At 68.4% G+C, this 25,476-nt stretch carries 27 protein-coding genes; 19 read left to right on the top strand and 8 right to left on the bottom strand.

Annotation, left to right across the window (positions count from 1 at the left end; genetic code table 11):
• Both G6N18_RS07190 and G6N18_RS07185 read right to left on the bottom strand, forming a co-directional pair.
• Complete coding sequence (locus G6N18_RS07190) at positions 1–471, bottom strand: ferritin-like domain-containing protein (RefSeq protein ID WP_067224975.1); 471 nt, start codon at positions 469–471, stop codon at positions 1–3.
• Positions 468–977 carry a hypothetical protein gene (locus tag G6N18_RS07185; protein ID WP_109749350.1) on the bottom strand — a complete coding sequence of 170 codons (510 nt, stop codon included), beginning with the start codon at positions 975–977 and terminating at the stop codon, positions 468–470. The genes G6N18_RS07190 and G6N18_RS07185 overlap by 4 nt, the downstream gene beginning before the upstream one ends.
• 132 nt (positions 978–1,109) lie before the next feature.
• Here G6N18_RS07185 and rimP point away from each other — a divergent pair, with 132 nt between their 5' ends.
• The 7 genes from rimP to G6N18_RS07150 all read left to right on the top strand — a co-directional run bounded on the left by rimP (position 1,110) and on the right by G6N18_RS07150 (position 8,757).
• A complete protein-coding gene (gene rimP / locus G6N18_RS07180; protein WP_067225124.1) occupies positions 1,110–1,649 on the top strand; it encodes a ribosome maturation factor RimP in 540 nt (179 codons plus the stop codon).
• Positions 1,646–2,689 (top strand): transcription termination factor NusA, encoded by a 1,044-nt coding sequence (nusA, locus tag G6N18_RS07175; RefSeq protein ID WP_067224974.1) that lies wholly within the window; start codon positions 1,646–1,648, stop codon positions 2,687–2,689. The genes rimP and nusA overlap by 4 nt, the downstream gene beginning before the upstream one ends.
• Before the next feature lie 60 nt (positions 2,690–2,749).
• A complete protein-coding gene (locus G6N18_RS07170; protein WP_407663556.1) occupies positions 2,750–3,148 on the top strand; it encodes a YlxR family protein in 399 nt (132 codons plus the stop codon).
• 78 nt (positions 3,149–3,226) lie between these two features.
• Positions 3,227–5,926: a translation initiation factor IF-2 gene (gene infB / locus G6N18_RS07165; RefSeq protein WP_082999895.1), complete on the top strand. Its 2,700-nt coding sequence runs from the start codon at positions 3,227–3,229 to the stop codon at positions 5,924–5,926.
• Between the two features lie 30 nt (positions 5,927–5,956).
• Positions 5,957–6,460 (top strand): 30S ribosome-binding factor RbfA, encoded by a 504-nt coding sequence (gene rbfA / locus G6N18_RS07160; protein ID WP_067224970.1) that lies wholly within the window; start codon positions 5,957–5,959, stop codon positions 6,458–6,460.
• Complete coding sequence (locus tag G6N18_RS07155; RefSeq protein ID WP_082999896.1) at positions 6,435–7,433, top strand: DHH family phosphoesterase; 999 nt, start codon at positions 6,435–6,437, stop codon at positions 7,431–7,433. Before rbfA ends, G6N18_RS07155 begins: the two co-directional genes overlap by 26 nt.
• Positions 7,399–8,757 carry an MATE family efflux transporter gene (locus tag G6N18_RS07150; RefSeq protein WP_407663555.1) on the top strand — a complete coding sequence of 453 codons (1,359 nt, stop codon included), beginning with the start codon at positions 7,399–7,401 and terminating at the stop codon, positions 8,755–8,757. Before G6N18_RS07155 ends, G6N18_RS07150 begins: the two co-directional genes overlap by 35 nt.
• A 76-nt stretch (positions 8,758–8,833) precedes the next feature.
• On the opposite strand, the gene G6N18_RS07145 is transcribed toward G6N18_RS07150, so the two are convergent.
• Positions 8,834–9,397 (bottom strand): class I SAM-dependent methyltransferase, encoded by a 564-nt coding sequence (locus G6N18_RS07145; protein ID WP_082999898.1) that lies wholly within the window; start codon positions 9,395–9,397, stop codon positions 8,834–8,836.
• Positions 9,398–9,486: 89 nt separating this feature from the next.
• A complete protein-coding gene (locus G6N18_RS07140) occupies positions 9,487–10,245 on the bottom strand; it encodes an enoyl-CoA hydratase (RefSeq protein ID WP_082999899.1) in 759 nt (252 codons plus the stop codon).
• Positions 10,246–10,267: 22 nt separating this feature from the next.
• Between G6N18_RS07140 and G6N18_RS07135 the strand changes: the two genes are divergently transcribed.
• Complete coding sequence (locus G6N18_RS07135) at positions 10,268–10,543, top strand: DUF2277 domain-containing protein (protein WP_067225123.1); 276 nt, start codon at positions 10,268–10,270, stop codon at positions 10,541–10,543.
• Positions 10,544–10,549: 6 nt separating this feature from the next.
• Positions 10,550–11,095, top strand: coding sequence for a DUF1802 family protein (locus G6N18_RS07130; protein ID WP_082999900.1), 546 nt, complete (start codon positions 10,550–10,552; stop codon positions 11,093–11,095).
• Between the two features lie 13 nt (positions 11,096–11,108).
• On the opposite strand, the gene G6N18_RS07125 is transcribed toward G6N18_RS07130, so the two are convergent.
• Together G6N18_RS07125 and G6N18_RS07120 are read right to left on the bottom strand one after the other, a co-directional pair.
• Positions 11,109–12,791 (bottom strand): CocE/NonD family hydrolase, encoded by a 1,683-nt coding sequence (locus G6N18_RS07125; protein ID WP_083000015.1) that lies wholly within the window; start codon positions 12,789–12,791, stop codon positions 11,109–11,111.
• An 82-nt stretch (positions 12,792–12,873) separates the two neighbouring features.
• Positions 12,874–13,443 carry a DUF3558 domain-containing protein gene (locus G6N18_RS07120; protein ID WP_082999901.1) on the bottom strand — a complete coding sequence of 190 codons (570 nt, stop codon included), beginning with the start codon at positions 13,441–13,443 and terminating at the stop codon, positions 12,874–12,876.
• A 132-nt stretch (positions 13,444–13,575) separates the two neighbouring features.
• On the opposite strand from G6N18_RS07120, the gene G6N18_RS07115 reads away from it, so the two are divergent.
• From G6N18_RS07115 to G6N18_RS07100, 4 genes are read left to right on the top strand one after another with little or no spacing between them, the layout of a single operon-like run.
• Positions 13,576–14,532: an ACP phosphodiesterase PptH gene (locus G6N18_RS07115; RefSeq protein ID WP_082999902.1), complete on the top strand. Its 957-nt coding sequence runs from the start codon at positions 13,576–13,578 to the stop codon at positions 14,530–14,532.
• Complete coding sequence (gene pptT, locus G6N18_RS07110) at positions 14,529–15,209, top strand: 4'-phosphopantetheinyl transferase PptT (protein WP_082999903.1); 681 nt, start codon at positions 14,529–14,531, stop codon at positions 15,207–15,209. Before G6N18_RS07115 ends, pptT begins: the two co-directional genes overlap by 4 nt.
• Complete coding sequence (truB, locus tag G6N18_RS07105; RefSeq protein ID WP_082999904.1) at positions 15,206–16,087, top strand: tRNA pseudouridine(55) synthase TruB; 882 nt, start codon at positions 15,206–15,208, stop codon at positions 16,085–16,087. The genes pptT and truB overlap by 4 nt, the downstream gene beginning before the upstream one ends.
• Positions 16,088–16,140: 53 nt before the next feature.
• Positions 16,141–16,551: a DUF6632 domain-containing protein gene (locus G6N18_RS07100; RefSeq protein WP_067224960.1), complete on the top strand. Its 411-nt coding sequence runs from the start codon at positions 16,141–16,143 to the stop codon at positions 16,549–16,551.
• Here G6N18_RS07100 and mntR read toward each other — a convergent pair.
• Positions 16,548–17,243: a manganese-binding transcriptional regulator MntR gene (gene mntR / locus G6N18_RS07095; protein WP_082999905.1), complete on the bottom strand. Its 696-nt coding sequence runs from the start codon at positions 17,241–17,243 to the stop codon at positions 16,548–16,550. The genes G6N18_RS07100 and mntR overlap by 4 nt on opposite strands.
• Positions 17,244–17,325: 82 nt before the next feature.
• Between mntR and G6N18_RS07090 the strand changes: the two genes are divergently transcribed.
• From G6N18_RS07090 to bla, 5 genes are all read left to right on the top strand, one after another.
• Complete coding sequence (locus tag G6N18_RS07090) at positions 17,326–18,306, top strand: bifunctional riboflavin kinase/FAD synthetase (protein ID WP_067224958.1); 981 nt, start codon at positions 17,326–17,328, stop codon at positions 18,304–18,306.
• 203 nt (positions 18,307–18,509) lie between these two features.
• A complete protein-coding gene (rpsO, locus tag G6N18_RS07085) occupies positions 18,510–18,779 on the top strand; it encodes a 30S ribosomal protein S15 (protein ID WP_067224957.1) in 270 nt (89 codons plus the stop codon).
• A gap of 290 nt (positions 18,780–19,069) precedes the next feature.
• Positions 19,070–21,331, top strand: coding sequence for a polyribonucleotide nucleotidyltransferase (locus G6N18_RS07080; RefSeq protein ID WP_067224956.1), 2,262 nt, complete (start codon positions 19,070–19,072; stop codon positions 21,329–21,331).
• Positions 21,309–22,649, top strand: a complete 1,341-nt coding sequence (locus G6N18_RS07075; RefSeq protein WP_082949435.1) for a M16 family metallopeptidase — start codon at positions 21,309–21,311, stop codon at positions 22,647–22,649. The genes G6N18_RS07080 and G6N18_RS07075 overlap by 23 nt, the downstream gene beginning before the upstream one ends.
• 18 nt (positions 22,650–22,667) lie before the next feature.
• Positions 22,668–23,561 carry a class A beta-lactamase gene (gene bla, locus G6N18_RS07070; protein ID WP_067224955.1) on the top strand — a complete coding sequence of 298 codons (894 nt, stop codon included), beginning with the start codon at positions 22,668–22,670 and terminating at the stop codon, positions 23,559–23,561.
• 189 nt (positions 23,562–23,750) lie between these two features.
• On the opposite strand, the gene ald is transcribed toward bla, so the two are convergent.
• Positions 23,751–24,866 carry an alanine dehydrogenase gene (gene ald, locus G6N18_RS07065; RefSeq protein ID WP_082999906.1) on the bottom strand — a complete coding sequence of 372 codons (1,116 nt, stop codon included), beginning with the start codon at positions 24,864–24,866 and terminating at the stop codon, positions 23,751–23,753.
• A 92-nt stretch (positions 24,867–24,958) separates the two neighbouring features.
• Here ald and G6N18_RS07060 point away from each other — a divergent pair, with 92 nt between their 5' ends.
• Positions 24,959–25,474, top strand: a complete 516-nt coding sequence (locus tag G6N18_RS07060; RefSeq protein ID WP_082999907.1) for an HTH-type transcriptional regulator AldR — start codon at positions 24,959–24,961, stop codon at positions 25,472–25,474.
• Positions 25,475–25,476 lie beyond the last annotated feature (2 nt).

The raw sequence follows: 25,476 nt of genomic DNA, 5'->3' as shown, positions 1-25,476 counted from the left end.
CTACTCGTTTCCGCCGGGGAACGCGACCGTGACCGGCGTCGAGCCGAGCACCCGGCTCCAGCGCGCGGCGGTCACCGCGCACTGGGTCAGCGCTGCCACGCCGAAGGCGCGGTCCTGCTCGGTGGTGGCCTGTTCGACGACCGCCCGCCATGCGACGGCCGCGTCCTCCTCCATGCGGACCGCGAGCTTCGCGGCGTCGTCCGGGGTGTCGACCTTCATCGGCAATTGGTATCCGGCGGCAGGCAGCGGGCCCTCGACCGACCGGCCGCTGAGCATGGCCAGGCCCTTTTCGCGGCGCTCGCGGTGCTCGGCCATCGCCTTCGACACCAGGTCGTTGACGTCCGGCGTGCAACGCGCCGACACCAGCCCGTACCCGTAGATCGTCGCGTGTTCGGTGGCGATCGCGTCGAACAGCGCACCGTCCGCGGGGTTAGACGGCCGCGTCGGTCCGGTCGGCTCCACCGACGTCATTGCGGCCTCCTCGGCTCGGCGAGGGCCACCGTGTACGCGGCGGTGCACGCCGCGGCGATCGACGCGATCAACCCGGCGCGGTAACCCGAGAGCTTGGCCGCCAGCTCGCTGGCGCTGGCCGCCGATGCCCGCAGCGCGTTGGCGGCGTCCTTGACGGTGGGTGGCTTCGCCGGCTCGGCGGTGGTGCTGGAGGGTGTCGTGGTGGGTGCCTCGGCGCCGCGCATCCGAACCAGCTCATCGGACAGCGCCTGGGCGTGGGCCGCGCGTTCGGCGGCGACCGCGGTCAGCGCCTCCACGACGGATCCGCGCTCCTCGGCGGCCGCATCGGTGGCCAGCTGGCTGTCGGCCCGCGCCCGGTCGAGTTGTGCGGCGAGTTCGTCGACCTCCGGCGGCGGTGGCGATGACCCGCAGGCACTCGCGGTCGCGCCGAGTAGGGCCAACGCCGCGGCCGAGGCCAGTACGCGTCGCCTGCTGATGGTCGGCGGAGTGCTCGGCACGAGCAACATCTTGCCATCGCCGTCTCGTCGCATCGGCGCGAGTTTGGGGTTTACGTCGGCGGCGCTGGCGTATCGTTGAGTGTTGGTTCTGCGGTTGTGCCGCGGAATCGGGTCCGGACAACTCAAGACGAGGAGCTCGCCGTGACGGAGCGTTCTGCGGGATTGCCGTCGCAGAAAGAGGTGATCGAGCTACTCGACGGCGAGTTCGCGCGCGCAGGTTACGAAATCGATGACGTCATCGTCGACGCCGCCGCGCATCCGCCGCGCATCACGGTGGTGGCCGACGGGGACGACGGCCTCGACCTCGAGTCGATCGCCGCGCTGTCCCGGGCGGCGTCGGCATTGCTCGACGAGGTCGACGCCAGGTCTGCGCCGTATGTCCTCGAGGTCACCTCCCCGGGGGTGGAGCGACCTCTGACCGCCGAGAAGCATTTCCGCCGGGCTTGCGGTCGCAAGGTCGAGTTGACGCTGTCGGACGGCACGCAGCTCACCGGCCGGCTCGGCGAAACGACCGGCGGCGTGGTGCGTCTGGTGGTTCGCGCCGGCCGAGGGGCCAACTACTCGGTTCGTGAATTGCCGTTGGAAGGTATCGCGAAAGCCGTTGTGCAAGTGGAATTCTCGCCTCCCAACCCGCGAGAGCTGGAGCTGGTCGGCCGATCCGGGAAGGAGGCTTCGGCGTGAATATCGACATGGCCGCACTGCACGCCATCGAAGTGGACCGGGGCATCCCGGTGGGCGAACTCGTCGAAACCATCAAGTCCGCGCTCCTGACCGCCTACCGGCACACCCAGGGACATGCCGCCGAGGCGCGCATCGAGATCGACCGCAAGACCGGTGAGGTCAAGGTGATCGCCACCGAAGTCGACGACGACGGCAATCCGATCACCGAATGGGATGACACCCCAGAGGGATTCGGCCGCGTCGCCGCCACCACGGCACGCCAGGTGATGCTGCAGAGATTTCGCGACGCCGAAAACGAGAAGACCTATGGGGAGTTCTCGGCCCGCGAAGGCGACATCGTCGGCGGGGTGATCCAGCGCGACGCGCGGGCCAACGCGCGAGGCCTCGTAGTGGTCCGGATGGGCAGCGAGACGAAGGGTTCGGAGGGCGTCATCCCGACCGCTGAGCAGGTGCCCGGTGAACGCTACGAGCATGGTGACCGGTTGCGTTGCTACGTCGTCGGCGTGAGCCGCGGCGCGCGTGAACCCTTGATCACGCTGTCGCGTACGCACCCGAACCTGGTGCGCAAGCTTTTCTCGCTGGAGGTGCCCGAGATCGCGGAGGGTTCCGTGGAGATCGTGGCCGTCGCCCGCGAGGCTGGCCACCGGTCGAAAATCGCGGTCGCCTCCCGGGTACCGGGCCTCAACGCCAAGGGGGCCTGCATCGGACCCATGGGTCAGCGGGTGCGCAATGTGATGAGCGAGTTGTCGGGCGAGAAGATCGACATCATCGACTACGACCCCGATCCGGCGAAGTTCGTCGCCAACGCGCTCTCGCCGGCCAAGGTGGTCTCGGTGTCGGTCATCGATGAGACCGCGCGCGCGGCACGCGTCGTGGTGCCCGACTTCCAGCTGTCGCTGGCCATCGGCAAGGAGGGGCAGAACGCGCGGCTGGCGGCCCGGCTCACCGGCTGGCGCATCGACATCCGCAGCGACGCGGCCCCCGCGGGCAAGGCGGACGCCGACCAGGACGCGGCGCGCGGGCCCGTCGGCGACCGCTGAGGCCGGCCGGCGCACGCGTCCACGCCGACCAGCGCACAGCCATTTCAATTACCAGCGACAGTGACGGTAGACTCACCTGTGATCCAGCGCGAGACTTCGGCTTCGGCGCAACGACGCAGCCCCGACGAACCTGTCGGACCGGTGCGGACCTGCGTTGGATGCCGAAAACGAGAGCTGGCCGTCGAACTGCTTCGAGTGGTCGCTGTCGGCGGCGGAAATGGTGTTCGCGCCGTGACCGTCGACCCGGCGAGAAAGCTGCCGGGGCGGGGTGCGTGGCTGCATCCCACTCCACAGTGCCTCGACGCAGCAATTCGGCGGCGAGCCTTCGGTCGAGCGCTGCGCATCACCGGTTCACCGGACGTATCCGCGGTGGTCGAGCACGTCAGCGCTGTGAGCAGCGCGGAAGCGCCCAGCCGCCCGGCAACAGAACAGGTAGCGAAGAACATGAGCACACCGTGAAGTCCCGATGACCATGCGTCATAGCTAACCCGAGGCGCGGCGCCTACCACCGCTGACGCCTCTAGAGATGGAGATGTAGTGGCAGGTAAGGCCCGTGTACACGAGTTGGCCAAGGAACTCGGTGTCACCAGTAAGGAAGTTCTCGCCCGGCTGAGCGAACAGGGCGAATTCGTCAAGTCCGCATCCTCCACGGTGGAGGCGCCGGTCGCGCGCCGGTTGCGCGAATCCTTCGGCGGCGGGAAACCGGCCGCCGAGAAGGTCAAGGCCGACGGGAATGGCTCATCGGCCGGCGCGCCGGCCGCCACCAAGAGCGCCGCGCCCAAGGAGCCCGCGAAAGCACCAGCCCCCAAACCTGCGGCTCCCCCGGCCGAGGCTCCGCCCGTTGCGCCTCCCGCGGCAGCGGCCGCGCCGCCGGCCGCGCCCGCTGCACCGCCAACCCGTCCGGGCCCGACACCCGGCCCCCGGCCCGGCCCCGCGCCGGGCGCGCCCAAGCCGGCGCCCCGCGTCCCGCGCGTCGGTAACAACCCGTTCTCGTCTCAGCAGCCGGTGGACCGGCCGATTCCGCGTCCTCAAGGCCCCCGACCCGGGCCCGGTGGCCCGCGGCCCGGTGCTCCGCGCCCCGGTATGTCACCGAGCAACATGCCACCGCGTCCCGGTGGGCCCCGGCCCCCGCGTCCGGGCGGCGGCCCACGACCGGGCCCCGGCGGCGGTCCTCGTCCCGGCGCGGGCCAGGGCGGCCGGCCCGGCGGTGGCGGCGGCGGTAACTACCGCGGTGGCGGCGCCGGCGGCGGCGCTCCGGCCGGTGGTGGCGGCTATCGCGGCCGGCCCGGCGGCGGTGGCCGTCCCGGCCAGCGTGGCGGTGCGGCCGGTGCATTCGGCCGTCCCGGCGGCGCCCCCAAGCGGGGTCGCAAGTCGAAGCGGGCGAAACGCGCCGAATACGAGAACATGCAGGCACCCGTCGTCGGCGGTGTCCGGCTGCCGCACGGCAACGGTGAGACCATCCGGCTGGCGCGCGGTGCGTCGCTGAGCGACTTCGCCGAGAAGATCGACGCCAATCCGGCCGCACTGGTCCAGGCGCTGTTCAACCTCGGTGAGATGGTCACCGCCACGCAGTCCGTCGGCGACGACACTCTCGAGCTGCTCGGCAGCGAGATGAACTACAAGGTTCAGGTCGTCTCCCCGGAGGACGAGGATCGCGAGCTGCTGGAGTCCTTCGACCTGTCCTACGGCGAAGACTCGGGCGGCGAGGAGGATCTCGAGCAGCGACCGCCGGTGGTCACCGTGATGGGTCACGTCGACCACGGCAAGACCCGACTGCTGGACACGATCCGTCAGGCCAACGTCCGCGAGGGCGAGGCCGGCGGCATCACCCAGCACATCGGCGCCTACCAGGTGCAGGTCGACCTCGACGGCAACGTCCGGCCGATCACGTTCATCGACACCCCGGGTCACGAGGCGTTCACCGCCATGCGTGCCCGCGGTGCGAAGGCCACCGACATCGCGATCCTGGTGGTCGCCGCCGATGACGGCGTGATGCCGCAGACGGTCGAGGCGATCAACCACGCGCAGGCCGCCGAAGTGCCGATCGTGGTGGCGGTCAACAAGATCGACAAGGAAGGCGCCGACCCGGCCAAGATTCGCGGTCAGCTCACCGAGTACGGGCTCATTCCCGAGGACTACGGCGGCGACACGATGTTCGTCGACATCTCGGCCAAGCAGGGCACCAACATCGACGCGCTGCTGGAAGCGGTCGTACTGACCGCCGACGCCGCCCTGGATCTGCGGGCCAACCCCGGCATGGAAGCCCAGGGCGTGGCGATCGAGGCACACCTGGACCGCGGTCGCGGCCCGGTGGCCACGGTGCTGGTGCAGCGCGGCACGCTGCGGGTCGGCGACTCGATCGTGGCCGGCGACGCCTACGGCCGCGTCCGCCGCATGGTCGACGAGCACGGCGAGGACGTCACCGAGGCGCTACCGTCGCGGCCCGTCCAGGTCATCGGTTTCACGTCGGTGCCCGGTGCTGGCGACAACCTCCTGGTCGTCGACGAGGACCGCATCGCACGGCAGATCGCGGACCGGCGCAGCGCGCGCAAGCGCAACGCGTTGGCAGCCCGCAGTCGCAAGCGCATCAGCCTCGAGGACCTGGATTCGGCGCTGAAGGAAACCAGCCAGCTGAACCTGATCCTCAAGGGCGACAACGCCGGTACGGTCGAGGCTCTCGAGGAGGCCCTGCTGGGCATCCAGGTCGACGACGAAGTCGAGCTGCGGGTCATCGACCGCGGCGTCGGTGGGGTCACCGAGACCAACGTCAACCTGGCGTCGGCCTCGGATGCGATCATCATCGGCTTCAACGTCCGCGCCGAGGGCAAGGCCACCGAGCTGGCCAACCGCGAGGGTGTGGAGATCCGCTACTACTCGATCATCTACCAGGCGATCGACGAGATCGAGGCCGCGCTCAAGGGCATGCTCAAGCCGGTCTACGAGGAACGCGAGCTCGGCCGCGCCGAGATCCGCGCCATCTTCCGGTCCTCGAAGGTCGGCAACATCGCCGGCTGCCTGGTCCAGTCGGGCATCATGCGCCGCAACGCCAAGGCGCGGCTGCTGCGTGACAGCGTCGTGGTGGCCGAGAACCTCACCGTGTCGTCACTTCGCCGCGAGAAGGACGACGTCACCGAGGTCCGCGAGGGCTACGAGTGCGGTTTGACGCTGACCTACTCCGACATCAAGGAAGGCGACGTCATCGAGACGTACGAGTTGGTCGAGAAGGAAAGGGTGTAATGGCCGACGACCGCTCGCGGGAGGAGAATCGTGCCTGATCCGGCACGAGCACGCCGGCTGGCCAAGCGCATCTCCACCCTCGTCGCCTCGGCGATCGAATACGAGATCAAGGATCCGCGGCTGGCCGGTGTGACGATCACCGACGCCAAGGTCACCAACGATCTGCACGACGCGACGCTGTACTACACGGTGCTCGGCTCGTCGCTGTCCGAGGAGCCGGACTACGACGCAGCCGCGGCGGCGCTGGACAAGGCGAAGGGTGTGTTGCGGTCCAAAATGGGCGCCAGCCTCGGTGTCCGCTTCACGCCGACGCTGGCGTTCGAGCGCGACACCGTTCCCGACGCGGCGGTCAAGATGGAAGAACTGCTCGCCCGCGCCCGTGCCGCGGATGAGGATTTGGCACGAGTTCGCGAAGGTGCCAAGCACGCGGGGGACACCGACCCGTACCGTGTCAGTGAGGAGGAGGGCGAGGCAGTTTCCGGGGGGCCTGACGACTCTGAGGACATCGGTGACCGCGATAGACAAGACGACTGACGTTCCCGAAGTGGGCGATCGGGTCGACGCCCACGCCGCCGCCGAACTCCTCTCGGCGGCCTCGTCGGTCGGCGTGGTCTGCCACGTGTATCCCGACGCCGACACGATCGGTGCCGGCTTGGCGTTGGCCCTGGTGCTCGACCAGGTCGGCAAGAGTGTTCAGGTGAGCTTCGCCGCGCCGGCGAATCTGCCCGAATCACTGCAGTCACTGCCGGGTGGACACCTCCTGGTCGGCCCCGACTCGATGCGCCGTGACCCCGACTTGGTGGTCACCGTCGACATCCCCAGCGTCAACCGGCTCGGCGCGCTGCGCGAGCTCGCCGACCCCGGCCGCGAAGTGCTGGTCATCGATCACCACGCCTCCAACGAACTGTTCGGCAGCGCCAACTACGTCGACCCCTCGGCGGACTCCACCACGATGCTGGTGGCCGACCTCTTCGACGCCTGGGACAAGCCGATCGACATCGGCGTCGCGCACTGCCTGTACGCGGGGTTGACCACCGACACAGGCTCGTTCCGGTGGGCCAGCCCGCGGGCGCACCGACTGGCGGCACGGCTCGTCGAACTCGGCGTGGACAACGCCGCGATCAGCCGCACGCTGCTCGACACGCATCCGTTCGCGTGGCTGCCGATGCTGTCGCGGGTGCTGTCCTCAGCGGAGTTACTGCCCGAGGCCGTCGGCGGTCGCGGCCTGGTGTACGCGGTGGTCCGATACCAGGAATGGGCGGATGCGCGACCGGAAGAGGTCGAGAGCATCGTCGACATCGTGCGCACCACCGAGCAGGCCGAAGTGGCCGCGGTGTTCAAGGAGATCGAGCCCGCGCACTGGTCGGTGTCGATGCGCGCGAAGACCTACGACTTGTCACCGGTGGCGAGCGGATTCGGCGGTGGTGGGCACCGCCTGGCGGCCGGTTACTCGGCGACCGGGTCCGCCGAGGATGTGGTCGAGGCGTTGCACGCGGCCCTTGGCTGAGCCCGCACCGCCGCCCCACGCACCGGTCGACGGCCGGCGCATCGCCGGGCTGGCGCTGCCTGCGCTCGGGGTGTTGGCCGCGGAACCGATCTACCTTCTGTTCGACCTTGCGGTGGTGGGCCGGCTCGGCGCGCTGGCGCTGGCCGGGCTGGCGATCGGTGGGCTGATCCTGACGACGCTGAGCTCGCAGATGACGTTTCTGTCCTACGGAACCACCGCGCGCTCGGCCCGCTTCTTCGGCGCCGGGGACCGCGCGGCGGCCGTCGGGGAGGGAGTACAGGCGACGTGGCTGGCCCTGGGTTTGGGCACCGTCATCGTCGCGGCGGTTCAGCTGTTCGGTGTGCCCCTGGTGTCGGCGTTGGCTGGTCCTGGTGACATCGCCGACGAGGCGCTGTCGTGGGTGCGCATCGCGATCGTCGGTGTGCCCGCAATCCTGGTGTCTGCGGCGGGCAACGGTTGGATGCGTGGGGTGCAGGACACCGTGCGGCCGCTGAAGTTCGTCGTGTTCGGGTTCGCGGTCTCGGCACTGCTGTGTCCGCTGCTGGTGTACGGCTGGCTCGGAATGCCCCGGCTCGAGCTGGCAGGCTCGGCCGTCGCGAACCTGGTGGGGCAGTGGTTGGCGGCGCTGCTGTTCTGCCGTGCCCTGCTGATTGAACGGGTGCCGTTGCAGGTGCAGCCGCAGGTGTTACGCGCGCAGGTGGTGATGGGCCGCGATCTGGTGTTGCGCACCCTGGCCTTCCAAGCCTGCTTCGTGTCGGCCGGAGCCGTCGCCGCCCGATTCGGCGCGGCCGCCGTCGCCGCCCATCAGGTCGTGCTGCAGTTGTGGAATTTCCTTGCGCTGGTGCTGGATTCGCTCGCCATCGCCGCCCAGTCGCTGGTGGGCGCGGCGCTGGGAGCCGGCCAGCTGGCGCACGCCAAGTCGGTGGCCTGGCGGGTGACGATCTTCTCGACGCTGGCGTCGGTCGTGCTTGCGGCGGTGTTCGCCGTCGGCGCGTCGGTGTTCCCCAGCGTGTTCACCGACGACCGATCCGTGCTCGACGCGATCGGGGTGCCCTGGTGGTTCATGGTGGCCCAATTGCCGGTTGCCGGAATCGTTTTCGCGCTGGACGGGGTGCTGTTGGGCGCGGGCGATGCGAAGTTCATGCGTAACGCGACGCTGGCCAGCGCGCTGACCGGCTTCCTGCCGTTGATCTGGCTGTCGCTGGTGTTCGGCTGGGGGCTCGTCGGGATCTGGGCGGGGCTGTCGACGTTCATGGTGCTGCGGTTGGTTTTCGTGGGCTGGCGCGCGTTCTCCGGACGTTGGCTGGTTCCCGGCACGGGCTAGCAGCTTGCGGTGAGCGTGCGTGCTTGCGCACGACACGCCGCAAAATCTCAGCACTTCGCGCACGCTCGCCGCCGACTCAGCGTGCGCGCGCGACGGCCGCCCAACCGTAGTCGGTCACCTTCACCCGTACGTCACCGAAACCGGCGGCCGTCAAGCGTCCCGGCAGCGTCGCCGGGTCGACGGGGTTGTACGTGTCGCCCTCGTGCGCGACGGCCAACTCGTCGCTGCCGAGGCTGTCGCTGGCGACCAGCGCCGCGCCGGGCCGCAACACCCGGGCGACTTCGGCGAAGAGCCGGTCCTGCATGTCGACGGTGGGAACGTGGTGCAGCATCGTGAAACACGCTGCGCCGCTGAAGCGGTCGTCGTCGTAGGAGAGCGCCGTCGCGTCACCGCGCACGATATCGACAGTCGGCACGTCGGCGAACCGGTCGTGCAGCATCGCGGCCAGTTCGTCGTCGATCTCCACCGATGTCAGCCGCGCCACCGATTCGCTCAACACATCGGTCGTCGCGCCGTAGCCGGGCCCGACCTCGAGCACGTCGTCGCCGAGGTCGATCTCACCCAGCGCCCACGGCAGGATGACCTCGCGGATCAACTGGCGCCACTCGTCGCTGCCGCAGTACTCGTGCGCTTCGTTCACGCTCGTCAGCCTACGAGCGTGCACAACCTGCAGCGGGATTGCGGCGTGTCGAGTGCAAACCCGCACGCTCGCGAAACAAGGGAAGACGGTCAGCGGACCTGGGCGCGGCCTCGCTGCAGCACGGCATCGCGGTTGGCGGCTATGTCCTCGCCGCTGGCGGTGCGCATCCACTCCCGCGCCGACGCCGCCTCGATCCACAGCCCCTCATTGGTCTGCGCCTCGTCGATGCGGTGATAGGACGCGAGCAGCGCGCGCACGGCGCGCTGATTGTTGCCGACGATCGACGCCGCCACCTGTCGGGCCGTCGGCATCAGCTCGGCGTGCGGCACCACCTGAGTGACCAGGCCGGTGCGCAGGGCTTCTTCGGCGGAGAGGTAGTCGCCGGTCAGGCTCATCCTGCGGGCCATGCCGACACCGACCTTCTGCGGCAACCGCACCGAGAGGCCCCAGGTCGGCAGCAGCCCGACGCGGGCATGCGTGTCGGCGAACCTGGCCTGTTCGGACGCGATCAGGACGTCGCAATACAGCGCGATCTCGAGGCCGCCGGTGACCGCGGCGCCGTTGATCGCGCCGATCACCGGTTTGGTCATCGGCGGCCACTTGGGCGAGATGTCGGGCAACTCGGTGGTGTCGCCGAGTTCCTTGAGGTCAAGGCCGGCGCAGAAAACCGGGTCGGTGCCGGTGACGATCACGACGTCCACCGCGTCGTCGCCTTGGGCGTCGCCGAGCGCGCGGTAGAACCGCCTGCGCAGGTCGGCCGACAGCGCATTGCGCGCTTGAGGGCGGTTCAGGGTGAGCGTGCGCACCCGGTCTTGTGTCGTGATGAGCAGGATGTCGTCGTCGGTCACCAACCGAACCTATCGTGGAGCCATGTGCCGAAACATCACCGAGCTACGCGGGCTGGAGCCGGCGGCGACCGACGAGGAGGTCGAGGCCGCCGCTCGCCAATACATCCGGAAGGTCAGCGGTATCACCCGGCCGACCGCCGCCAACGTCGACGTCTTCGAGGCGGCCGTCGCCGACGTCACCGCCACGACCCGACGACTGCTCGCCGCGCTGCCGCCACGGCGCCAACCGCCCAAGACCGTTCCGCCGCTGCGCCGGCCCGAGGTGCGCGCCCGCATCGACGCCGCCAAGGCGCGATAGTCCCGAATGACCACCGCGCTCAAGGAGTGGAGCGCTGCGGTGCTGGCGCTGCTCGACGGTCGGCAGACGATGCTGCTGCGCAAGGGCGGCATCCGCGAGAAGCGCTTCGCCGTGACCGCGTCACGCTTCCTGTTGTTTCCGACGGTCGCGCACAGCCATACCGAGCGGGTGCGCGCCGAGCACCGCAACCTGCTGGACGCCGCGGCGCTCGACAGTGGCGATGACGCAGTGGTGATCCGCGCGGGCGCCCGAGTCGTCGCCGCCGTCGAGGTGAACCGTCCGCAGATGCTGGAATCCATTGCACCGCTGCATATCTGGACCAACGAGTCGGTGCGCACCGACCGGCTCGACTTTCGTCCCAGGCATCGGCTCACCGCACTCGTCGTGCAGGCCAGCCCGCTGGTGCGGCCGCTGCGCCTGGCGCGCACGCCCGACTACGCGGGTTGTACCAGTTGGTTGGAACTGCCTGTCGACCCCGAGTGGGCGCCGCCGGTGCACGACGACGCGACGCTGCACGATGTCGCCGAGCGGGTGCGGCGCTCGGTCGGCTGAGTAAGGGCGCCGCTCAGTCGGCCGACGGCGGTTGCGGTCCAGCGGGCAGCAGCAGCCGGGATGCGCCGTCGCCGAGGTGCACGGTGTGCGTCGCCGACGCGAACCTACTGCCGGTACCGAGCGGTTCGCCGGTGCCGAGGTTGCGGGCGAAGCGAGGGTGCGACCCGCCGGCCACCAGCACCCGGACGCGGGAACCGGCGCGGAACCGGTGTGCGACCGGATCCAACTCGATGCGCACAACGCCGGAATCGGGGGCCGACCCGAGGTAGCCGTCGCTGACGTTGCGGGACCGTCCCTTCGCGTCAACTTCACTCACGCGCACGAACACGTCGTTGTGCGGGTTGTCGCAGGAGTGCGACAGTTCCACGACCGGCGTCCCGACGACGTACAGGTCGGCGGGCAGGCGGTCACCGGTGAAGCTCAGCACGTCGGCACGCTGAGCCAGGCTGATGTCCTTGCGGTAACCGCCCTCGCGCGACAGCAACCTGCCGCCCACGGTGGGCGTCGGATGCGCCGGGTTGTAGGTGAACGTCGACGGCGCTGCGGTCTCCGGCGGTACCGCGTCGCCGAGGCGTCCGCCCGGTTGCAGGTAGCGCACCACCTCGGGCATCGCCGGCGGCCACTCGGGCAGGTCCGCCCAACCGCGGCCGGCGACGAAGACGCGCACCGGCTGACGTCGCGCGCTCGTCCCGCCATCGAGATGCGTTCCCAACCAGTCCAGTGTCTCGCGGATGACGGTCGGCGCGGCTTTGGTCAACAGCTGGGTGTGCGTCCACGGGCCGACGGTCAACCCGACATCCACCCCGCGCTCATGCAGTCGCCGGTACTGGGCGATCGTCTGCTCGAGGAACAAGTCCTGCCAGCCGCCGATCAGCAGTACCGGAATATCGGTGCGGTCCAACGCCTCGCGCATGTTCATCGACGTCCAGAACGGATCGTCGGCTTCCGGGTGCTCGAGCCAGGACTCCCACCACGACGCGCCGGCACCGAGCAGTGCCCGGCCGGCCTCGCCTGCGGGCAGCCCCCTCGTCGCGCGGGTGACGAGCCGCCGCGACCGCGCCTGCCGCAGCATTGCCCGCAATCTGTTCCGGTCCTCCTGGTAGGCGACCAGATGGCTCCAGCTGAGAAAGTCGCTCAACCCGAAGGAGCCGGTGCCCCACCGCGGCCCGCTGACGTCGTGAGGGCCGACCGTGATGACGGCGGTCTTCATCTCCGGCGGGGGATCGGTGAGCAACGCCCATTGCGTGAAGCCCAGATACGACAACCCGATCGTGCCGAACGACCCGGTGAACCACTCCTGATCCCTCAGCCACTTGACGGTGTCGGCGCCGTCGGATACCTCGTTCACCATCGGCTCGAAGTCGCCGCCGGAGCCGAACGTGCCGCGCACGCTCTGGAAGACGACGTGATAGCCGCGCGACGCATAGACGCGGGCGTAGAGCGCGGCGATCGGAAAGTTTCGGCCGTAGGGGCTGCGAACCAGCAGGGTGCCTGCCGGATTTGCTGTCGCGGGCGCGTAATGGTGGGCCCTCAGCTCGGCGCCGTCGCGCATCGGCACACGTTCCTTGTGAATCTCGAAATCACACGTGTGCGGTGGCAGACGCAGCAGACGTGACAGCGTGCGTCCGGCGAGCCGCGCGGTCTTGGGGCTGGAGGCAGCAACGGCGACGGAGGTCACCCCGTCGAGGCTACGCATGCTGAAGCGCTCGAGTCCGATGGACCACATCGAGCACGACGGCTGAGCCGTCAAATCGAGTGAGCGGCTGAGCCGTCAAACCTCAGAACACGTAGTGCGGGATCAGCTCGTGTGCGCGTCGCAGGTTGGTCTGCATGCAGTCAGGGTCGGGGTTCGAGTAGATCGGCGAGTAGAACAGCGACTGCTGCAGCACGCCGTAGCTCGTGTCGAACGCGATCATGCAGGTGATCCACCACCGGTTGTTCCAGTCGGTCGGCTTCATGATCCAGTACTGCGCGGCGCGGTGCCCGTCGATGTCGAGTTGGACCGCGTCGGCGGGCAGCGTCTGCTCGTAGGTGCGCCAGACGATCGCCTCGACGGCCATCTGGTAGTTCCCCGCGTCGTACTTGCAGCGCAGCTGGTCCTCGGGAATCGGCGGTGTGTACGCCAGACCCATGGCCTGCACCGCGTCGAGCGGGATCTCCTTGCACGGGTTGAACGGGGACGGGTCGGTCGTCTCGATGACGGGCCACTTGATCGACGTGGTGACGTTGGTCATCGGAATGTCTTTCGCATCGACCTGCGGGGCACCCGCCGGATTGGTCTGCCACACCACGACCGCCGCGGCGACCATTGCGCACAGCACCGACACCAGGCGCAGCTTGGCGACCATCACACCCCTTTGTCCGTCGGTCCGACCCTGCGGGGAGTCTAGCGGGCGGTCACCAGCGGCCGGACAGGAAGCGAGAACCTGTTCTAGTTGCCGGGCGAGCCGTCGAGATCCGCTTAAGTACCCTGGTCAGTTGTGACACGCGACGGCCGGCGGCCCACCCTCTGGGCGATCAGCGACCTGCACACCGGTCACACCGGCAACAAACCCGTGACAGAGTCGCTGTATCCGGCCTCTCCCGACGACTGGCTCATCGTCGCCGGCGACGTGGCCGAACGCACCGATGAGATTCGTTGGGCGCTGGATCTGCTGCGCAAGCGGTTCGCCAAGGTCATCTGGATTCCGGGCAACCACGAACTGTGGACCACCAACCGGGATCCGATGCAGATCTTCGGCAAGGCCCGCTACGACTACTTGGTCAACATGTGCGACGAGATGGGCATCATCACGCCCGAGCACCCGTACCCGGTGTGGACCGAGGAGGGCGGCCCGGCCACGATCGTGCCGATGTTCCTGCTGTACGACTACACATTTCTGCCCGCCGGCGCGGCCACCAAGGCCGAGGGGCTCGCGATCGCGCGGGAGAAGAATGTCGTGGGCACCGACGAGTTCCTGCTTTCGGCCGAACCGTATGCGACCCGGGATGCATGGTGCCGCAACCGCGTGGCCTACACCCGCAAGCGGCTCGAGGATCTCGACTGGATGACGCCGACGGTGCTGGTCAATCATTTCCCGATGGTGCGCGAACCCTGCGACGCGATGTTCTATCCGGAGTTCTCGCTGTGGTGTGGCACCACCGCGACCGCTGACTGGCACACCCGTTACAACGCGGTCTGCTCGGTGTACGGGCACCTGCACATCCCGCGCACCACGTGGTACGACGGCGTGCGGTTCGAGGAGGTGTCGGTCGGTTATCCGCGAGAGTGGCGGCGCCGCAAGCCGTATCGCTGGATGCGCCAGATCCTGCCGGATCCGCAGTACCCGCCCGGATACCTCAACGAGTTCGGCGGCCACTTCCAGATCACCCAGGAGATGCGGGACAACGCCCAGAAGATGCAGCAACGGATCCGCGACAGGCAGGCCGCGCGATGACGATCGCCGCATCACTGCTGTCCGGTGTGTTGCCCGCGACGACGCATTCGCTCGCTGCGGCGGAACTTTATGGTGATCCGCCGGATCTGGCGCCGTTGCCCGAAGAGGAACCACTCGTCGCCAGGTCGGTGGCCAAGCGCCGCAACGAATTCGTCACCGTGCGGTATTGCGCCCGGCAGGCGCTCGGTGACCTCGGCATCGGGCCGGTGCCGATCCTGAAGGGCGAGAAGGGTGAACCCCGTTGGCCCGACGGCGTCGTCGGCTCTCTGACCCACTGCGACGGCTACCGCGGTGCGGTGGTCGGCCGCCGCAGCGAGGTGCGTTCGGTGGGCATCGACGCCGAACCGCACGGTGTGCTGCCCGACGGGGTGCTCGACGCGATCAGCCTGCCCGCCGAGCGAGCTGAACTGAAGCAGCTGCCCGCCGGTCTGCACTGGGACCGAATTCTCTTCTGCGCCAAGGAAGCAACATACAAGGCGTGGTTTCCGGTGACCCGGCGCTGGTTGGGCTTCGAGGACGCGCACATCGTCTTCGACGTCGACGACAGCGGTACCTCGGGTGCATTCGTCTCGCGCGTCCTGATCGATCCCGCCGCGGAGCACGGGCCGCCGCTGGAAACGCTGTCGGGCCGGTGGTCGGTTCGCGACGGCATCGCGCTGACTGCGATCGTGTTGTGACCGAGGCCGGCCTGGTCATCGTCGACAAGCCCGCGGGCATGACCAGCCACGACGTGGTCGGGCGCTGCCGCCGGTTCTTCGGCACCCGCAAGGTCGGCCACGCCGGCACGCTGGACCCGATGGCGACCGGGGTGTTGGTCGTCGGCATCGGACGCGCCACCAAGATCCTCGGCCTGCTGACAGCGACGGACAAGGCGTATGCCGCGACGATCCGGCTGGGGCAGGCCACCTCCACCGATGACGCTGAAGGTGAAGTCCTGCAGGAGGTTTCGGCCGACAAGGTCACCGATGTGCAGATCGACCGGGCGGTCGCCGAACTCCGAGGGGAGATTGAACAGGTTCCGTCCGCAGTCAGCGCGATCAAGGTCGACGGTCAGCGCGCCTACAAGCTCGCCCGGGAGGGAAGCGCCGTCGAGTTGGCGCCGCGCCGCGTCCGCATCGACCGGTTCGATGTGCTCGATGTCCGCCGGCACCCCGGACTCGTCGATGTGGATGTCGAAGTCGACTGCTCCAGCGGCACCTACATCCGCGCGTTGGCCCGCGACGTGGGCGCCGCGTTGGGAGTCGGCGGTCACCTCATCGCGTTGCGGCGCACCCGGGTCGGCGGCTTCGGGTTGAGCGAGGCCCGCACGCTCGACGATCTCGCCGACGCGCCGCGACTGTCCCACAGTCTCGACGCCGCATGCCTTCTGGCGTTTCCGCGGCGGGAGCTGTCCGCGGGCGAGGCAGAGGACACCCGCCACGGTCGGCCGCTGAAAGCGGCTGGTATCGCCGGTACTTACGCGGCGACGGCCCCGGACGGGCACGTCATCGCGTTGCTGAGAGACCATTCGGAGCGCACGAAATCCGTGGTGGTGCTGCGCCCGGCGACCTTGTAGGCCACCGCATTGGCGCGCATACTGACATCCCGTTCTTCAGATGGGAGCCGAAAATGCCGTCTCCATACAAGGCTCTTCAAATCGCACTCGCCGTGTTCGGAGTGGTCGCCATCTGTCTATATCCGTTGGCCGCGCTCTGGCCCTCGGGTTGGGCATGGCATCCGGGGCCGCCGCACCATTCGGACTACTTCATGATGATCGTCGGCCTCTATGTCACGCTCGGTGTCTTCCTGTTGTACGCGGCGCGCGACCCGCGAAATCATCTCAGCCTGATCTGGTTCGCGGTGTGGTCCAGCGTCGTCCACGCGGCGATCATGGCGGTCCAATCGGTGCGGGGCGAGCACGATATGGGCCATCTCCTTGGCGATGTACCCGCGCTGTTGTTGGGCGCAATCCTGCTGGCGGTGCTCGTGCGGGCCTCCGGGCTCACGCGGTCCGAACCGGCGACGCTCGAGCGACGTTAGCTCGCGACGACCCAGATCGCTTCTGCCGCAGGGCTTCCCAGGTCGACCGTCGTATCGTCGCCGTCAGACGATTCGATGGCCACCGAGATCATTCCCGCGAAGTCCCGCCGGGCCAGCACCCGAAGCCGCGAGTCCAGGCTGATGCCGACGCTGTCGAAGTACCGCAGCATCTCCGGATCGGCGTCGGAGATGCGCGCGATCGTGCCGGTGTCGCCGTCGTGGCAGGCCGACAACTGGCGGGCGTCCGGGGTGGGCACCTGACCGTCGGCGGCGGGGATCGGGTCGCCGTGTGGGTCGCGGATCGGGTGACCGAGCTTCGCGTCGATGCGGTCCAGCATCCGGTCCGACACCGCGTGCTCGAGCACCTCGGCCTCGTCGTGCACCTCGTCCCAGCTGTAGCCCAACTCGCGGACCAGGAACGTCTCCATCAGCCGGTGGCGGCGCACCATTGCCAACGCCGCGGCCCGGCCGGCCTCGGTCAACGTCACGGCGCCGTACTTCTCGTGGTTGACCAGCCCCTGGTCGGCCAGCTTGCGGATCGACTCCGAGGCCGTGCTCGCGGACACGCCCAGCCGCTCGGCCAGCAGCTTCGTGCTGACCTTCTCCTGCGACCACTCCTGCACAGTCCAGATGACCTTCAGGTAGTCCTGGGCAACGGTCGTCAGGTCACGCGCATCGCCGGCAGGATTCACAGTTGCAAAGTTTAGGCAATGGTCACCTCATCTGGACATCCAGCGAAGCGCCCGACCCACGATTCGCCGTAGGCTTGCCCTCGTGCAGCGCTGGCGGGGACAAGACGAGATCCCGACCGACTGGGGCCGATGCGTCGTGACCATCGGCGTGTTCGACGGTGTGCATCGCGGTCATCAGGAGCTGATCAACCACGCGGTCAAGGCCGGCCGTTCGCGTGGAGTGCCGACGGTGCTGATGACGTTCGACCCCCATCCGATGGAGGTCGTGTTCCCCGGCAGTCATCCCGCCCAGCTGACCACGCTGACCCGGCGCGCTGAACTGGTCGAAGAACTCGGCATCGACGTCTTCCTGGTCATGCCGTTCACCTCCGATTTCATGAAACTCACTCCCGAGCGCTACATCCACGAACTCCTGGTCGAACGCCTGCACGTGGTGGAGGTCGTGGTGGGGGAGAACTTCACCTTCGGCAAGAAGGCGGCGGGCAACGTCTCCCTGCTGCGCAAGGCCGGCGAGCGGTTCGGTTTCGCCGTCGAGGGGATGGCTCTGGTTTCTGAAGTAGCAGAGCCCACACACGACGAGACCGTCACGTTCTCGTCGACCTACATCCGGTCCTGCGTCGACGCCGGTGACGTCGTCGCCGCCGCCGAGGCGCTGGGCCGGCCACATCGCGTGGAGGGCGTTGTGGTGCGCGGCGACGGACGCGGCAAGGTGCTCGGCTTTCCCACCGCCAACGTGGCGCCGCCCATGTATTCGGCGATTCCCGCCGACGGGGTCTATGCGGCGTGGTTCACCGTGCTGGGCCACGGGCCGATCACCGGCAGCGTCGTCCCAGGTGAGCGGTATCAGGCCGCGGTCTCAGTCGGCACCAATCCCACGTTCTCCGGCCGCACCCGAACGGTCGAAGCGTTCGTGCTCGACACCACCGCCGACCTGTACGGCCAGCACGTGGCGGTCGACTTCGTGACCCGGCTGCGCGGCCAGGAGAAGTTCACCAACGTCGAGGACCTCGTCGAGCAGATGGGCGCCGACACCGAGCACGCCCGCACGATCCTGTCGCGGTGACGCCGAGCGCTCAGTCTCGAACACGAAACCCCAGGACGACGGGTGAACAAGCGTGCATAGGTGAGCGCTCGCGCGATTTCGCCGCACCGCACAGCCGCTGTTAGACTCCTCGCCGACCTGGTGTGCGCTGCAGTTCGCGGCGGCCACGCCTTTCCGGGGGCGCACGCCCCTTCCCCGCGAACTGAGAAGATGGAGTTTGTTTCGTGGCGCTTACTGCCGAGCAGAAAAAGTCGATCCTGAGCGAGTACGGCCTGCATGACACCGACACCGGCTCGCCGGAGGCTCAGGTGGCCCTGCTGACCAAGCGGATCACCGACCTGACCGAACACCTCAAGGTGCACAAGCACGACCACCACTCGCGACGTGGTCTGCTGCTGCTCGTCGGCCGTCGGCGCCGGCTGCTCAAGTACGTGGCCCAGGTCGACGTGCAGCGCTACCGCTCGCTGATCGAGCGGCTCGGCCTGCGCCGCTGACGCGGGATTTCGGCCCCGTACCTGCGGCAGAGTACGATGGCATCGTTCGACTGCCGTTTCGGCTCGAACGACCTTGGGTGCGGTCTTCGCAGTTCCGCGAGCACCGTTCCCGCGCGTCATAACCAGGACCCGCTCGATCGCGCGGTCTTCGGTAGTGGCTGCCGGATGAATTGCCGGCAGCTTCGATCGATGGCCGTAGCCGCATCGGGGCCGGTGGTTCGAAAGCTGTGACGACGCGAAAACAGCTGAACAGTGCAAGCACTGAACCCAGAGAGGCCATACGGACACCCATGTCTGTAGTTGAAATTGAAGACGGCGTGTACGAGGCGACCGCCGTGATCGACAACGGAAGCTTCGGCTCCCGCACCATCCGCTTCGAAACCGGCCGGCTCGCCCAACAGGCCGCCGGCGCCGTCGTCGCCTATCTCGACGACGAGACCATGCTGCTGTCGGCCACGTCGGCCAGCAAGAACCCCAAGGACCACTTCGACTTCTTCCCGCTGACCATCGACGTCGAAGAGCGTATGTACGCCGCGGGTCGCATTCCCGGCTCGTTCTTCCGTCGCGAGGGTCGTCCGTCCACCGACGCGATCCTGACCTGCCGGCTGATCGACCGTCCGTTGCGGCCGACGTTCGTCGCCGGCCTGCGCAACGAGATCCAGGTCGTGGTCACCGTCATGAGCCTGGATCCGAAGGATCTGTACGACGTGGTCGCGATCAACGCTGCCTCGGCGTCCACCCAGATCGCCGGCCTGCCGTTCTCCGGCCCCGTCGGCGGTGTGCGCGTGGCGCTGATCGACGGCACCTGGGTCGCGTTCCCAACCGTCGAGCAGCTCGAGCGTGCGGTGTTCGACATGGTCGTCGCCGGTCGTTCGCTCGAGGACGGCGACGTAGCGATCATGATGGTCGAGGCCGAGGCCACCGACAACGTCGTCGAGCTGATCGCCGGTGGTGCGCAGGCGCCCACCGAGAGCGTCGTCGCCGAAGGCCTGGAGGCCGCCAAGCCGTTCATCGCGGCGCTGTGCGCCGCCCAGCAGGAGCTGGCGGAGCGCGCCGCCAAGCCGACCGCCGACTACCCGGTGTTCCCGGAGTACGGCGAGGACGTCTACTACGCCGTCGCCTCGGTGGCCACCGACGCACTGTCGGAGGCGCTGACCATCGCGGGCAAGCATGAGCGCAACGACCGCACCGACGAGATCAAGGCCGAGGTGCTCGAGCGGCTTGCCGAGCAGTACGCGGGCCGCGAGAAAGAGGTCGGTGCCGCGTTCCGGTCGCTGACCAAGAAGCTTGTGCGGCAACGCATTCTGACTGATCACTTCCGCATCGACGGTCGTGGCATCACCGACATCCGCGCACTGAGTGCCGAGGTAGCAGTCGTCCCGCGGGCACACGGCAGCGCGCTGTTCGAGCGAGGCGAGACCCAGATCCTGGGCGTCACCACGCTGGACATGATGAAGCTGGCCCAGCAGATCGACTCGCTGGGACCCGAGACCAGCAAGCGCTACATGCACCACTACAACTTCCCGCCGTACTCGACCGGTGAGACGGGCCGCGTTGGTTCGCCGAAGCGCCGCGAGATCGGCCACGGCGCACTGGCGGAGCGGGCGCTGATGCCGGTGCTGCCCAGCGTCGAGGAGTTCCCCTACGCGATCCGCCAGGTGTCGGAGGCGTTGAGCTCCAACGGTTCGACTTCCATGGGCTCGGTGTGCGCGTCGACGCTGGCGTTGCTCAACGCCGGTGTGCCGCTGAAGGCGCCGGTCGCGGGCATCGCCATGGGCCTCGTCTCCGACGACATCGAAGTTGACGGCAAGACCGAGCGCCGCTTCGTCGCGCTGACCGACATCCTCGGCGCCGAGGATGCGTTCGGCGACATGGACTTCAAGGTCGCGGGCACCAAGGAGTTCGTCACTGCGCTGCAGTTGGACACCAAGCTCGACGGCATCCCGTCGCAGGTGCTGGCCGGCGCGCTGAGCCAGGCCAAGGACGCCCGGCTGACCATTCTCGAGGTGATGGCCGAGGCGATCGACGGGCCCGACGAGATGAGCCCGTACGCACCGCGGATCACGACGATCAAGGTGCCGGTGGACAAGATCGGCGAGGTGATCGGGCCGAAAGGCAAGATCATCAACCAGATCACCGAGGAGACCGGCGCGTCGATCTCGATCGAGGACGACGGCACCGTGTTCGTCGGCGCGACCGACGGACCATCGGCCCAGGCGGCGATCGACCGCATCAACGCGATCGCCAACCCGCAGCTGCCCAAGGTCGGCGAGCGGTTCCTCGGAACCGTCGTCAAGACAACCGATTTCGGTGCGTTCGTGTCGCTGCTGCCGGGCCGGGACGGGCTGGTGCACATCTCGAAGCTGGGCCGCGGCAAGCGGATCGCCAAGGTCGAGGACGTCGTCAAGGTGGGTGACAAGCTGCGCGTGGAGATCGCCGACATCGACAACCGGGGCAAGATCTCGCTGATCCTGGTCGCCGAGGAAGACGCAGCAGAGGCAGCAGGGTCGGCCGACACTGCACCAGCAGATGCCGCCACGGCGAGCAGCTAGGGAGTTGCGCCGCGGCGAACGCGGCGACGGGTCGTCATTGGCGGTGCGCCGCACCGTGTTACCCGGTGGCCTGCGCGTGGTCACGGAGTACATCCCGTCGGTGCACTCGGCATCGGTCGGGCTGTGGGTGAACGTCGGTTCGCGCGACGAGGGCCACAGCGTGGCGGGCGCGGCGCACTTCCTAGAGCACCTGCTGTTCAAGTCCACGCCGACGCGGTCCGCGGTGGAAATCGCCCAGGCCGTCGACGCGGTCGGCGGTGAATTGAACGCATTCACCGCCAAGGAGCACACGTGCTACTACGCGCACGTTCTCGACTCCGACCTGGAGCTGGCCATCGACCTGGTCGCCGACGTGGTATTGCGCGGACAGTGCGCAGTCGAGGACGTCGAGGTCGAACGCGACGTGGTGCTCGAGGAGATCGCGATGCGCGACGACGATCCCGAGGACACCCTCGGCGACGTGTTCCTGTCGGCGATGTTCGGCTCTCATCCGGTGGGCCGTCCCGTGATCGGCAGCGTGAAGTCGATCTCGGAGATGACCCGCGCGCAACTGCACTCGTTCCACGTCCGGCGCTACACGCCCGAGCGGATGGTGCTGGCAGTCGCTGGCAATGTCGACCATGACGAAGTGGTGGCGCTGACGCGCGAGTACTTCGGGGCTCGACTGGTCCGTGGGCGCACGTCCGTGCCGCCCCGCAAGGGCACCGGCAGGGTGGGTGGGCGGCCCAGCCTGCATCTGGTCAGCCGCGACGCCGAGCAGACCCACCTGACGCTGGGTGTGCGCACGCCGGGGCGTCACTGGGAACACCGGTGGGCGCTGTCGGTGCTCAACACCGCGCTGGGTGGGGGTCTGAGTTCGCGGTTGTTCCAGGAGATCCGCGAGACCCGCGGGCTGGCGTACTCGGTGTACTCGGCGGTGGACACGTTCTCCGACAGCGGGGCGCTGTCGGTCTACGCCGGTTGTCTGCCGGAACGGTTCAACGAGGTCGTCGGGGTGACCACCGATGTGCTGCAGGCGGTGGCCCGCGACGGCATCAGCGAGGCGGAATGCCGGATCGCGAAAGGCTCGTTGCGGGGCGGACTGGTGCTCGGCCTCGAGGACTCCGGCTCGCGGATGAACCGCATCGGCCGCAGCGAACTGCATTTCGGTGAACACCGCACCATCGAACAGACCCTGGCCAACATCGATGCGGTGACGCTCGACGAGGTCAACGCGGTCGCCCGTCGGTTGTTGAGCCGGCCATACGGCGGCGCGGTGCTGGGCCCGCAAAGGTCGAAAAGGTCGCTGCCGCAGCCGCTTCGGTCCATCGCGAGCTGATCGTCTACCGTTGGGTCGATGACTCGACTGTCGCGGCGGCATGTCCTGATCGGTGGCTTGACGCTGGCAGCCCTCGCCGCCTGCACCGAAAGGCAAGCGGCCGCCGATCCCCGGTCCGTACCGCCGATCGACGCCCGAATCGGCGAGTTCGAGCGCCAGCACAACGCGCTCATCGGGGTCTTCGCAGTCAACCTGGACACCGGACAGACCATCAGGCACCGCGCGCAGGAGCCGTTCGCGATGTGCTCGACGTTCAAGGGCTACGCCGCCGCGCGGATCCTGCAGAAAGCCGAGCGCGATGAGCTCGCGCTCTCGGATCGCGTCACCATCGACCAGACCGACATCGTGCCCAACTCGCCGGTCACCCAGACCCGGGTCGGGCAGACGATGTCGCTTGCCGAACTGTGTGAAGCCGCCCTGCAGAGAAGCGACAACGCCGCAGGCAATCTGCTGCTCCGTGCGATCGGTGGACCGCCCGCAATCACCGACTTCGCCCGCAGCATCGGCGACCAACGATCACGGCTGGACCGGTGGGAAGTCGAGCTCAACGCGGCAGTCCCCGGCGACCCCCGCGACACCACCACACCCGAGGCCATCGGCGGCGGCTACCGCTCGATGCTCACCGGCGCCGTGCTCGCGGAGCCGCAACGCCGGCAGCTCGAGGACTGGATGCGGGCCAACCAGACGTCGAGCGTGCGACCGGCGCTCCCGCCGGGGTGGACGACGGCCGACAAGACCGGCAGCGGCGACTACGCCAGCACCAACGACGTGGGCGTCGCCTATGGTCCCGACGGCCGACGGCTGCTGCTGGCGTTGATGACGCGATCGGCCGGGAATGACCCGAATGCACCGAACATGCGACCACTGATCGGCGAGCTGGCCGCGCTGCTTGTTGCTGCGCTGCTCGCCTGAACGCCCCCGAACCGCCCCGACTCCCCGCGGCCGGGGCGACCGGTGGAGCGGCTGTCCCCCCATGCGCCCCCGACGCCAGCCGCTGACGTCAACGCTATGGCACCAACGGCGGGGGAGGAATCGGGCGAATCCCTATCATTTCGGGGCCACACCGGAAGCGCGCCCAGCGCACAACCGCGCGCCCAGCGTTCAGACCAGCACTGACGCCGGATCGGTGTAGGGCAGGCCGAGATCGGCCGCGACGCGTTCGGACAGCAGCGCCCCGGCATGCGTGGACAGGCCCTTGGCCAGCGCAGCATCCGCCCGGGAGGCCGCCTGCCAGCCCTGATCGGCCAACGCCAGCACGTAGGGCATGGTGGCGTTCGTGAGCGCGTATGTCGAGGTGCGGGGCACGGCGCCGGGCATGTTGGCGACGCAATAGAAATTGGTGTCGTGCACGGCGAACGTCGGGTCGTCGTGGGTGGTCGGTCGGGAATCCTCGAAGCAACCGCCCTGGTCGATCGCGATGTCGACCAGCACTGCGCCCGGCTTCATGTGGGCGACGGTCGAGTTGGTCACCAGTTTGGGCGCCTTGGCGCCCGGCACCAGCACCGCGCCGATCACCAGGTCGGCGTGTTTGACGGCGTCCTCGAGTTCGAGGATCGACGAGTAGCGGGTCTCGATCCGGCCGCCGAACTCGGCGTCCATTTCGCGCAACCTGTCGATGTTGACGTCGAACACGGTGACGTGGGCGCCCATGCCGGCGGCCACCCGCGCGGCGTGGTAGCCGGCGGTGCCGCAGCCGATCACGACGACGTCGGCGGGCGCCACACCCGGCACACCTCCCATCACCACGCCCCGGCCACCGTGGCTGGACATCAGGTGATACGCCCCGACCTGCGCCGACAGCCGCCCGGCCACTTCGCTCATCGGGGCCAGCAGCGGAAGCGCACCATCGGCGGTCTGGACCGTTTCGTACGCGATCGACGTTGTGCCGGAAGCCATCAGCGCATCGGTGCACGGTCGCGAGGCCGCCAGATGCAGGTAGGCGAACAGGGTCTGGCCGCGGCGTATCCGGTGGTACTCCGCTTCGACCGGTTCCTTGACCTTCAGCAACAGTTCGGCCTCGGCCCACACCTGGTCGGCGCAGTTGATCACCTGGGCGCCCGCGCGCTTGAAGTCGGCGTCCGCGATCGCCGAACCCTCGCCCGCGCCGGACTGGATGATCACCTCGTGGCCGTGATGCACCAACTCCGCGACACCCGCCGGGGTGATGGCGACCCGCAACTCGTTGTTCTTGATCTCGCTCGGGATGCCGACGCGCATGGCCGCTCCTCGGGTTGAACCTTATACCTCCAGTTTGAAGAAACTTCGGTTTACCGGCAACAAATGAGCGGAAAATTCTGTACTGTCGCTGTGTGACGACGTCTTCTTCGGCCAAGCAGCGGGGGGCGGCAGAGCAGCCGAAGGATGTTCGGCCGTACGCGCTCGACGATGTCGACCGCCGGATCCTGACCGCGTTGCATCGCGACGCGCGGATGTCGAACCACGCGCTCGCCGACGCCGTGGGAATCGCGCCGTCGACCTGCCACGGCCGGGTGCGCCGACTCCAGGAGTTGGGGGTGATCCGCGGTTTCTACACCGACATCGACCCGGCCGCGATCGGTCTGCCGCTGCAGGCGATGATCTCGGTGAGCCTGCAGTCCAGCGCACGCGGCAAGATCGGAAGCTTCATCCAGCAGATCCGGCGCATGCCGCAGGTGATGAACGTGTACTTTCTCGCGGGTGCCGACGACTTCATCCTGCATGTCGCCGCGCGAGACACCGATGACCTGCGGTCGTTCGTGGTGGAGAACCTCAACGCCGACGCCGACGTCGCCGGCACCCAGACCTCGCTGATCTTCGAGCATTTGCGGGGCGCCTCGCCGCTGTAGAT

This window comes from Mycolicibacterium celeriflavum (assembly GCF_010731795.1).
GTDB lineage: Bacteria > Actinomycetota > Actinomycetes > Mycobacteriales > Mycobacteriaceae > Mycobacterium > Mycobacterium celeriflavum.
The sequence above is the reverse complement of the archived record's forward strand: the minus strand, read 5'-3'. Positions and strand labels throughout refer to the sequence as shown.

Bases quoted from the DNA above. Each gene is read 5' to 3' on its own strand.
- G6N18_RS07075 (WP_082949435.1), top strand. From the start codon at position 21,309: ATGCCGCCACGGCGAGCAGCTAGGGAGTTGCGCCGCGGCGAACGCGGC.
- G6N18_RS07185 (WP_109749350.1), bottom strand. From the start codon at position 977: ATGTTGCTCGTGCCGAGCACTCCGCCGACCATCAGCAGGCGACGCGTA.
- G6N18_RS07125 (WP_083000015.1), bottom strand. From the start codon at position 12,791: ATGCGTAGCCTCGACGGGGTGACCTCCGTCGCCGTTGCTGCCTCCAGC.
- G6N18_RS07080 (WP_067224956.1), top strand. From the start codon at position 19,070: ATGTCTGTAGTTGAAATTGAAGACGGCGTGTACGAGGCGACCGCCGTG.
- bla (WP_067224955.1), top strand. From the start codon at position 22,668: ATGACTCGACTGTCGCGGCGGCATGTCCTGATCGGTGGCTTGACGCTG.
- G6N18_RS07120 (WP_082999901.1), bottom strand. From the start codon at position 13,443: ATGGTCGCCAAGCTGCGCCTGGTGTCGGTGCTGTGCGCAATGGTCGCC.
- G6N18_RS07130 (WP_082999900.1), top strand. From the start codon at position 10,550: ATGACCACCGCGCTCAAGGAGTGGAGCGCTGCGGTGCTGGCGCTGCTC.
- G6N18_RS07100 (WP_067224960.1), top strand. From the start codon at position 16,141: ATGCCGTCTCCATACAAGGCTCTTCAAATCGCACTCGCCGTGTTCGGA.
- G6N18_RS07135 (WP_067225123.1), top strand. From the start codon at position 10,268: ATGTGCCGAAACATCACCGAGCTACGCGGGCTGGAGCCGGCGGCGACC.
- pptT (WP_082999903.1), top strand. From the start codon at position 14,529: ATGACGATCGCCGCATCACTGCTGTCCGGTGTGTTGCCCGCGACGACG.
- ald (WP_082999906.1), bottom strand. From the start codon at position 24,866: ATGCGCGTCGGCATCCCGAGCGAGATCAAGAACAACGAGTTGCGGGTC.
- G6N18_RS07190 (WP_067224975.1), bottom strand. From the start codon at position 471: ATGACGTCGGTGGAGCCGACCGGACCGACGCGGCCGTCTAACCCCGCG.
- G6N18_RS07150 (WP_407663555.1), top strand. From the start codon at position 7,399: ATGTGGTCGAGGCGTTGCACGCGGCCCTTGGCTGAGCCCGCACCGCCG.